The organism is Limosilactobacillus coleohominis (assembly GCF_016901675.1).
Lineage (GTDB): Bacteria > Bacillota > Bacilli > Lactobacillales > Lactobacillaceae > Limosilactobacillus > Limosilactobacillus intestinavium.
Map to the genome: position 1 here is coordinate 1 of NZ_JACJKU010000054.1, position 10487 is coordinate 10487.

A 10487-nucleotide genomic window follows, 5' to 3' on the forward strand; every position below is an offset into this window, starting at 1 on the left:
AAAAAACTCTCACTTAACAGTTAGTTCTAATTGCAAAACAAAAAACAGCCCAAGCAAAATGACTGCTTGAACTGTAAATTATATTATCAGTACCGATTGACAAAGAACCAACAAAAAGGACTAATGAAGATATCATTAGTCCCTTTTCGATTTATATGAGTATTTTAATTATTAGTACCAGCCATTAGCCATCCAGAACTGTTGAGCAGCAGTCCATGAGCCATAACGGTTAGCAACATATTGATCAGCAACCCGTTCCTGATTTTCTGGAGAAAGGTCACCATTAAGATATGACAAACTTAACTGATATTTACCATAGTATTGGCCGTTTTGAACATTGTATAAACCACGTGATTCATGGTAAGCAATCCAGTCCTTAGCTGCTTGGTCAGCAGAAGAAAGGTTTGATTGACCTGGAGTGTAATCAGTTTGTTCAACTTTAGCCTTATTAGTGTTTTTGGCGGATTGTTTAGAATTATTGCCCTTAATAACTAACTTTTGACCAACATGAATCATATTGACATCTTGAAGATTATTTTTACTTGCAATCGTATTAGCATCTACATTACCAAACTTAGCAGCGATTGAAGAAAGGGTGTCTCCATTTTGAACAGTGTAAGTTGTGTCTGCACTAGCAATAGTTGATGTTGCTACAACACCTAATGCTGCTGCCCCAAAAGTTGCACTAATTTTCAATAGATTCTTGTTTAACATAAAGTATAAACCGTCCTTTACAAAATCTTTATTTATCAACGGTCTATATGGTACATGGTCAATATTACTAATCTATTGCAACCGTTTTGCTTTTAGTGCCAATCACTAAACTCTCTGTAACATTTTGTAACATTTCTCTCATTATTATTATTAAGACTTTTTTAATAATGCTGAATATTACCGTCACATCAGCGTTTTTTGGTGTACCAAACTTATTTGTGAAAAAATGTTCATTCATCTCACAGAAACATTCAAAAAAACAAAAAAAGACCTCAAAGACATCTTTGAAGGTCTTAAAAGCTTGCTTTTAATAGTAATATTACAATAAGTTTGCAAATTTATTTTCTAGGTAAACTGCTACTCCATCATCATCGTTACTCTTAGTGATATGGTCAGCTTCCTCCTTTACATTTGGAAGCCCATTCTCCATTACCACTCCATCTTCTGCATCTTTAATCATTCCTAAGTCGTTATCCGCATCACCAAACGACATTAGATTAGAGAAATCCATTCCAAAATGGTCTAATAGGTGCTTTAGTCCAACAGACTTATCCCCACCCTTAGGGAGAAATTCTAAGATGTGTGGTTGAGACTGTACAACACTAAAATGCATTTTTAATTCGTTTGGAATTGTTGGGATAATTTGCTTTAATTTTTCAGCCGGCATTGCCATTACCATCTTTGCATATGGATGGTCGCCCATCGGCAATTCAGCAAAATGGCGGTCCAGAAATTCAATGTTTTTGACAGTTCCCTTGTATACTGAACGTGGCATATCCATAATTTCATAAACTCGTTCAAAATCTAGCACATCTAATGAGTAATTATGTTCATGGGCAAAATCATAAACCAATTTTAGCTCATCAGCGTTTAAACCTCTTGAAAATAAAGGCTTCTTGGTAACATTATTAACTACTAACCCACCATTAAAATTAATCGTGAAGTCATCATCTTGAGTTAATCCCAATTGCTCAATATAGTTCCAAATTGCGTTGATTGGTCGACCTGTGCACAGAACCACCTTAATGCCATTTTCGTGCAAACGACGCAGTACTTTAGTATTGCGTCCGCTAATTCTCTTTTGACTATCTAAGAGCGTATTATCAAGGTCTAGGGCAATTATTTTAATCATCTTTACACTTCCTTATTTTAAAATGCTCTCAACAATCATCCGTGTAAATTGAACATTCCCATTTTCGTTCATGTGGACTTTATCACCAGCAAACCAATCATCATGATTAGCGCTTTGACGGTTCCAATCTACAACGTGGACATTATGGTGCTTTTTAGCAGCTTCCTTAATTTGATTGTTAACAGTCTTTTCCCATGACTTGGTTGGCACATGAGCAGTTACCCAATAGATTTGGTGTCCCTTTCCAATACTATCTATAATATTATTAACCGTTTCAGAGGTCATCGGACCATTAGTTCCTAAGTTAAGAACCACATTCTTATTCAAATGTCCAGAAGCTTTCAAATCCTTAATTACAGCAGGAGCATCGCTACCTTGTCGTCCAACTTTAGCTTCCACGTAGGCGTGCGGCATCACTTGTTGGATACTTTCAGATGCATCCGCCATCACAGAGTCACCAATTGCCGTTACTTGCAGTTTAGATGCTTTCTTCAACTCTTGCTTACTCAATCCATACTTCTTTTGTAACGACTTACTATTAGCGTTAACTTTAGGTGTCTTACCTTCAGCAATCATTTTATTGCGCATTGCTGTTGCATGGCGACTCTTTTTAATTCGCGCCTGTACTGCTGTCGTTTTAGGAGCTCGATCTGGTGTAGTAAACCCTGTGACAGCTACAAAAAAGACTAATAATGATGGAACAATTACTAACCACTGCTTCCACCCACGCCGTTTAACATCAAACCAATTAACAATGGTAATTGGCAGATCACGCCATGAATAATTTTTAAGTGGTCGTTCAATAAACCGATATGATAACTCACTGATAATTACTATTAATAGTAATTCAATAATTGCATTCATAATTGGATGTGCTCCTATCTGTACTTTTGCTTCATAAAAAACCATTACCGGATACTGGTAAACATAGATTCCATATGAACGTTGCCCAACCCATTTAAAAAATGGATTCGAAAGCCATCTATTTACATCGGCACCTGGATGTACAATCGTTCCCAGCAGTAACATTCCTATTACACTATAGAAGAACATCCCGCCATAGTATGTCCGTCGACTTTGTCCATTTAACACGAAAAAGCTAATAATCGTTAGTATTAAAGCAATGACCCCCGCTTCATTTAAGAACCGTCTTGCTCCTTCACCAAGCCGATCGCTTAATTTGGCACGTGGCCAAACAAATGCTAACCATGAACCTAGTAATAGCGAAAATGCCCGGGTATCAGTTCCATAATAAACACGGTTGATATTTTGTGGATCATATAACAGTGCCATCTCAATTGCAGATAACACAGCTAAAATTAAAACAATCCACTTAACAATTTTCTTCTTAAATAACTTCAGTAAGAGAATTAAAATTAGAGGCCATAAAACATAAAATTGAGCCTCTACCCCTAAAGTCCAAAGGTGCGTAAAAGGTGATTCACCACCAAAGCGGTCAAAATATGACTGTCCATTAAAAATTTCCCACCAGTTGTAAACCCATAATAAGTTCGTGATAATTACCGCCTTAATATGGTGGAGTAATGGGCGTTGAAAAAGGGTAATGTAAGCAGTGGTTACTACTAACATTGTTACTAAAATTGGATATAAACGTAAAAAACGTCGTTGATAGTAGCTAACTAGGTTGATACTCCCACGGTCCCATTTTTTTAATAACTGATCCGTCACAAAATACCCTGAGATTAACAGGAATAATGGTACCCCTAAAAAGCCCCCCATCATCACATTAGGCAATAAGTGATAAATAATTACCCCTAATACGGCAATGGTTCTCATTCCGTCAACTCCGGTCACATAATGGTGACGAGAATGTAGTTGATGTTCTTCAAAAGCTGGTCGCATGACCACGAATCCTCCTCATCAAATTCGCAAAAATACTTTATTATTATAATCATAAAAACGGCTGTCGTACAGACCATTTCATTACAAAAGTCGATTAATTACCTTTACAAATAAGTTTCACCATTTGGACCATTTAAAAGAAAAAACAGCCATTTGAGGTTGCTTTTCAAAGGATTAACTGACGTGATTTTCCGCCATAATATCACTAACGACCTTTTCCATTTCAGGAGTCTTTTTCCATTCCTCCCAATGATCCATGGATTCATCCTGCATCATATAATGGTCATTAATATACTTTTCATATTTAATAACATTCTGCGAGTGAGGAATATTTAATTTTAAAATCCGCACTTGTGTAATAAAGCCCCGTTCAGCAGCTAGTTCGGCTCGTCCATTATGAACCATATTACCGATCTCAAAGTATTTAGTACCATCTTTTCGAGTAATTTCTTCAATTAAGTCTAACGTTCCTGGTTTTTCAGCCATTCTTTTCACCTCACTTCATATATGATAACAAAAAAATCACCGCCAGGGGGACGGTGATCGGCATAAGAGAGAAAGAGAATTGATTAGAAGGTAATTATTAATACCTTATGGTTAAATAATAGCTCTTTTTGTAAGCGCTGTCAATAAAAATCAAGAAATAAACGACGTGTCGTAAACGTCGTTTATTTCCTTTTAATTATTGAACAGTAACAGACTTAGCCAGATTACGTGGTTTATCAACATCTAGTCCCTTGCCTAAACTAGTGTAGTATGCAAGTAATTGTGCAGGGACAACACTTAACAGCGGTGTCAATAATTCGTCAACATCAGGAATAACAATTGTATCGTCTTCTTTAGCTAAATGACGACTAACAATGGTTAGAGTATTTGCACCACGAGACTCCGTTTCTTCAAGGTTGCTCCGGGTTAAGCCTGCAGTTCGATCTTGGGTAATAATTCCGATTACAGGCGTTCCTTTTTCGATTAAAGCGATTGTCCCGTGCTTTAATTCTCCCGATGCAAACCCTTCAGCCTGAACGTATGAAATCTCTTTCAGCTTCAATGCTGCTTCAAGCGAAACAGACCAGTCAATACCGCGACCAATGTAGAATGCATTCCGTGGCTTTGACAAATAATGAGTTGCTACTGCTTCAAGAGTATCTTTACTATCAGTGATTGCCTGCATTCCGTTAGCAATTGTACCCAGTTGTTGCTTCAAATCAAATTCAGCTGCTGCTGAAATGTTCTTATATTCACCAAGGGCCTTTGCTAAAATTGCTTCAACAGCAATTTGGGCTGTATATGCCTTAGTAGATGCAACCGCAATTTCAGGACCTGCATAAAGAAGTAAGGTATAAGTAGCTTCACGCGATAAGGTAGACTTATCTACATTTGTAATAGTTAAGCTAGGCCACTTATTTTCATTAACATGCACAAGAACTTCACGGCTATCTGCTGTCTCACCACTTTGTGATAAGAAAATAAAGAATGGCTTCTTAGACAACAATGGTTGTTCATACGCAAATTCTGATGAAATATGAACTGTTGTTGGTGTTCCAGTCAGCTTTTCAAACATCCGCGCACCAATTAAGCCAGCGTGATAACTAGTCCCCGCTCCAATAATATAAATGTGATCAGCATCATTCATATCTTTAAGAAGATTATTATCGATTTCTGGTTGATCACCATCAAAGTACTTTTGAACTAGCTTCCGCATTACTGCAGGTTGTTCATCAATTTCCTTCAGCATATAGAAAGGATATGCTCCCTTATCTGCTGCACTTGGGTCCATATCAACCGTGAACGTATCACGAGTTTTTTCATTTCCATCGAGGTCTTCAATTTTAACTACATCAGGCTTTACTAGAACTAATTCATGATCTTCAATTTCCATGAATTTATTGGTCTCTTGTAACATTGACGTTGCGTCAGAGCCAACCATATTGTAACCATCTGCAATCCCAATTAATAATGGGCTCTTGTTCTTAGCCACGAAAAGTGTATCTGGTTGTTCACGGTCCATCATAATAAATGCATATGAAGAATCCGGACTAATTAATCGTAAAGTCTTTAGCATTGCTGACTTTGTATCTAAATTATATTCAGTCACAAATTTATCCACTAATTGAACAATCACCTCTGTATCAGTTTGACTCTTAAACTTCACACCTTGCAAATAATGATCACGCAGCTGTTGGTGATTTTCAATCACACCATTATGAATTAAATAGAACCGGTTATCATTCGAGTATTGTGGGTGTGCGTTAACTTCGTTTGGTTCACCATGGGTAGCCCAACGGGTATGGCCAATTCCCGCGCTTCCGTGGACTTCAGGAGTTAATGCTTCTTCCAAATTGCTAATTCGTCCTGGACGCTTAACAAGATAATCGTGACCTTCTTGGTCATTAACATAAATTCCGGCAGAATCGTATCCACGATATTCAAGTTTTTTTAATCCATTAATCAAAATCGAAACACTGTTTTTATTACCAGTTACTCCGACAATTCCACACATAATTAAATTCCGTCCTTTTATATTAGATTAAATAAATTGGTATAGATATCTTCAGAAATCCAATTTATCTGTCACTCTTTTGACAATACCAATATACTAAAGGTGTTTATAAAGAATGTCAATGATTTTTATTGAAATTGGTCTACAATGTTAATCGATTATCATTTTATTAAAATGATCCTTTTTCCAATTTTATTTTCACTTTCAAAAATATTTATTTCGCCTAACTTCATTGGAACCAATCAAAAAACTGGCACTGAAAACAGTACCAGCTTTTTTTATTGAACTTCTAATTCTGCTTTTGCAACATCAGCAATCTTCGTGACATAATCGTGTACCAATTCTTTCGTTGGTGCTTCCGCCATAATCCGCAACAATGGCTCAGTTCCACTTGGGCGAACTAATACCCGACCATCACCGTTCATTTCATCTTCAACCTGTTTAATCACTGCTAATAATTTTTCATTCTTCATTGCAGCTTGTTTGTCGGCAACTTTGATGTTCACTAATTCTTGTGGATATGTGGTATCATCAGCTGCCAATTCAGCTAAACTCTTGCCTGTCGTTTTAATAACTTGTAACAGTTGTAAAGCAGTTAGCATCCCATCACCAGTAGTATTGTGATCCAAAAAGATAATATGACCAGATTGTTCTCCACCGAGGTTGTAACCATTCTTCAGCATTTCTTCAACCACGTATCGGTCACCAACTTTGGTCTTCACACTCTTCATACCATGAGCTTCCAATGCCTTATACATTCCAAGATTACTCATCACGGTAGTAACAACTGTATCTTTCTTCAGGCGACCATTTTCATCCATATTTTTACCACAGATGTACATAATCTTGTCACCATCTACAATGTTGCCTTGTGCATCAACAGCAATGCACCGGTCCCCATCACCATCAAAAGCAATCCCTAAATCAGCCTGGTTTTCAACAACTGCCTTTTGTAATCCCTCTGGATGAGTGGAACCACAATTGAGGTTGGTATTCAAGCCATCCGGTTTATCATTAATTGGAATAAAGTCAACATCCACATCAGCAAACAAGTTTGAAATAAAATCGCTTGTTGCACCATTAGCGGCATCTACGACCACTTTAATTCCAGTCAGTTCATTAGAAATAGTTTGTTCCAAGAAAGAAGTATACTTTAAGGCACCTTCTTTATAGTCTTCGCAGGTTCCCAACCCATCATCCGAAGGCCGTGGAAGATTATCCTCTGGAGCATCTAAAATTTGTTCGATTTCGTACTCCAATTCATCCGACAGTTTAAAACCATCGCTACCAAAGTATTTAATACCATTATATTGAATTGGATTATGCGAAGCAGTAATCATTACTCCTGCATCCGCTTCTTGCGCCCGAACCAAGTATGCTACCCCTGGCGTTGTAACGACACCTAAACGTAACACTTCAATTCCCACAGATAACAGTCCAGCAACCAAGGCGCTTTCTAACATTTGACCAGAAATTCTGGTGTCACGTGATACTAAAACTTGGGGCCGCTTGCGGTCAGAATGATGTGTTAAAACATATCCACCTGCTCGGCCAACCCGAAACGCTAATTCCGGACTCAAATCCTGGTTAGCTACTCCTCGTACTCCATCAGTTCCAAAATATTTTAAATCCATAAATCTTTTTCTCCTATTTATTAACTATCAATTTTCATTAGTGACTCGAACTACTGCTCGAATTACTACTGTTCGAGCTTTCAATTGAAGAACTATCAACCTTAGCATTTGATGATTCACTATCACTACTGGATGATGAACTAATCTGGTCATCATCACCTTGCTTCGTAATTGGGACTTCCACGTTAATTGAACTTGGCATTACAACCACATTCACAGCCCGTCCTTTTTTATCAACCGCTTGTAGTGTTACTTGACGGTTAATGTTTGAACTTGCATCTTTTGGAATATCGACATAAGCAATTACCTTAGCTACCTTCTTTACCTGATTTTTAGCACCAGAAATCTGAACAGTCTTCATAGAAGGCTTTGGTGTTCCAACATGGTAATTACCATTGACCGTTTTAGCATTCAATCGAACCTCAACAGGTGCAGTAATAGTACTTCGTGGTTGAATATTCACAGTGATTTTCTGTGGCGTGATTTTAGAACGCAATTCAGAATTCAAGCCGCTTTCTTTTAATGTTACAGTATGTTCGCCAATTCCTAATTTAGTAAGATCAGCATACACCTTGAAATTCTGCGTATTAGAAACAGTGGTCACCATTGCAGATGGTCCTGATATCTTAACTTTGACATATTGCGGATAGCCGGTCACCACATATTTCTGTGAATTCATTTTAAGCTCTAGTGGTGTTCGAACCGTCATCGTCTTATTAGACATTAAGGCACTACCACTATCGCTTCCCCTTGTTGTTTGCCGTAAAAAGCCATTTTTATCGCTATTAACATACAAAAAGAGAAAAATTGCTAAAATCAATGAGGCAATCCGCATAAACCAAACGTTGCCAAAGAATGAACTTTTTTTACCGTCCACTATGCTTACCTCCTTGCCAACGCATCTTATCAAACAAATAGCCAAATAGTCCTAAATCTTTGCGTTCTTCTTTCTTTTTATATAGATGTGCACGCATAAACTTCAAGTAATCTTTTTGGGACATATTTCTCAGCAATTCATTGTCCTTAGTAATGGAAACTTCACCAGTTTCTTCAGAAATGACAATCGTCAATGCGTCAGTTACCTCGCTAATACCAACAGCAGCACGGTGCCTAGTTCCTAACTCTTTTGGAATTAGTTTACTGTCAGATAAAGGTAAATACGCAGCTGCTACAGCAATGCGATTATTTTTAATAATAACCGCACCATCATGAAGTGGCGTGTTAGGAATGAAGGTATTAATTAACAATGCACCTGTAATATCAGCATCCATCGGAATTCCGGTTTCAATATATTCTTCCAATCCCGTGTCCATCTGAATACTAATAAGCGCTCCAATCCGTCGTTTAGACATATACTGAATAGCTTGATCTAATTGTTTAATCATTTCTTCCTCTTGCTCGTTCGCTGTTCGATTACGGGCAAAAAGAGTCCCTCTTCCAAGGTGTTCTAGGCCTCGCCGAATTTCTGGCTGAAAAATAACAACAATCGCAATAACACCCCAATTGATAACCTGGTCCATTAACCAAGAAACAGTACTTAAACCAATGTACCAACTTACCAATTTAATTAGTAGAATCACTAAAATTCCCTTAAAGAGTTGGATGGCTCGTGTTCCTCGAATGAGCATGATCAGCTCATAAATTAAGAACCAAATTACTAGGATGTCAATTAGATTAATCAAATTCCGCCACGTTAATAGTGTAGCGATTGTTTGCATTAAACCGACCTCCTAATCCTAAACTACCGTTTAATTATATCATCTTCTCAGGACCACGCAATTTGGTATCAAAATAACTATAATTTTACTAACAATTCGGTATAATACTTAATATATCAATTATTGAAAAAGAGGTTGACTGCAATCAATACTTTTAAGTTATCCTATCGATGGCAACTTCGCTGTTTTTTTCTCGTTTGGATTGTTTTTCTAAAATTAGTGATGAAATCACCATATAACTTTATGGCATTTAATACTTTCCTTGGGTATATTCCCATTGAAATAAGTTTTCATTTGCCAAAACTAGCTGACCGCAGATCATTATTATTTTGGATCATGAGTCTCATGTGGCTTCTTTTTTATCCCAACGCGCCATATGTTTTAACCGATCTATTCCACTTGTCGTGGCTGCACCCCCATACAAATATTAGTGGGATATTAAAATCGTCGCCAACGATGTGGTTAATTTTCTCAATCATGATAATCAGTGCTTTTGTTTGCGTTCTCGTGGGATCATTAGAACTATTAAACACGAGTAGCCTTATTGCACAAGTCTTAACCCCACGCTTTCCACAGTTAAGATATTTTTTAATGGTAGTCTTCACATTTTGTTCAAGCATTGGCATTTATATTGGCCGCTTTTTAAGACTCCATTCCGTTTATATGTTAATTACCCCAAGTTGGTTTTTCCGCCAAATATGGGCAGCAATTTTTTGGCAGTCTTTTGAGTTCGTACTAATCTTGACCGTCCTACAATTAATAATATGCTGGTTTGTGCATTTACTACTTGTTTTAAGAAATTAACTTATATAGAAATGGGAGATAATATGAAGTGACCTCCTTAATTGTTAATGCAGGGATTTAGACACATAATTAATGTATAGCGAAAAAGCATTAGTTAAGGTCGTCACCCTAAACAATTAAGG

General features: G+C 37.2%; 9 protein-coding genes. 1 reads left to right on the top strand and 8 read right to left on the bottom strand.

Annotation, left to right across the window (positions count from 1 at the left end; translation table 11 throughout):
* Positions 1 to 171: 171 nt before the first annotated feature.
* The 8 genes from H5975_RS05820 to cdaA all read right to left on the bottom strand — a co-directional run bounded on the left by H5975_RS05820 (position 172) and on the right by cdaA (position 9561).
* Positions 172 to 714 (bottom strand): LysM peptidoglycan-binding domain-containing protein, encoded by a 543-nt coding sequence (locus H5975_RS05820; protein WP_204785265.1) that lies wholly within the window; start codon positions 712 to 714, stop codon positions 172 to 174.
* 319 nt (positions 715 to 1033) lie between these two features.
* The gene (locus tag H5975_RS05825) at positions 1034 to 1846 is read right to left on the bottom strand and encodes a Cof-type HAD-IIB family hydrolase (protein WP_204785266.1); all 813 of its coding nucleotides are present in this window, start codon (positions 1844 to 1846) and stop codon (positions 1034 to 1036) included.
* 12 nt (positions 1847 to 1858) lie between these two features.
* Positions 1859 to 3709: an acyltransferase family protein gene (locus H5975_RS05830; RefSeq protein ID WP_204785267.1), complete on the bottom strand. Its 1851-nt coding sequence runs from the start codon at positions 3707 to 3709 to the stop codon at positions 1859 to 1861.
* Between the two features lie 174 nt (positions 3710 to 3883).
* Positions 3884 to 4195, bottom strand: coding sequence for a hypothetical protein (locus tag H5975_RS05835; RefSeq protein ID WP_178661485.1), 312 nt, complete (start codon positions 4193 to 4195; stop codon positions 3884 to 3886).
* 196 nt (positions 4196 to 4391) lie between these two features.
* Positions 4392 to 6209: a glutamine--fructose-6-phosphate transaminase (isomerizing) gene (gene glmS / locus H5975_RS05840; RefSeq protein ID WP_204785268.1), complete on the bottom strand. Its 1818-nt coding sequence runs from the start codon at positions 6207 to 6209 to the stop codon at positions 4392 to 4394.
* A 278-nt stretch (positions 6210 to 6487) separates the two neighbouring features.
* The gene (glmM, locus tag H5975_RS05845) at positions 6488 to 7843 is read right to left on the bottom strand and encodes a phosphoglucosamine mutase (protein WP_204785269.1); all 1356 of its coding nucleotides are present in this window, start codon (positions 7841 to 7843) and stop codon (positions 6488 to 6490) included.
* A 37-nt stretch (positions 7844 to 7880) separates the two neighbouring features.
* A complete protein-coding gene (locus H5975_RS05850) occupies positions 7881 to 8720 on the bottom strand; it encodes a CdaR family protein (RefSeq protein ID WP_304134030.1) in 840 nt (279 codons plus the stop codon).
* Complete coding sequence (cdaA, locus tag H5975_RS05855; RefSeq protein ID WP_204785270.1) at positions 8710 to 9561, bottom strand: diadenylate cyclase CdaA; 852 nt, start codon at positions 9559 to 9561, stop codon at positions 8710 to 8712. Before cdaA ends, H5975_RS05850 begins: the two co-directional genes overlap by 11 nt.
* A 243-nt stretch (positions 9562 to 9804) precedes the next feature.
* Between cdaA and H5975_RS05860 the strand changes: the two genes are divergently transcribed.
* Entirely contained in the window at positions 9805 to 10365 is a 561-nt protein-coding gene (locus H5975_RS05860; protein ID WP_239459615.1) for a DUF1361 domain-containing protein, read from the top strand.
* Positions 10366 to 10487 lie beyond the last annotated feature (122 nt).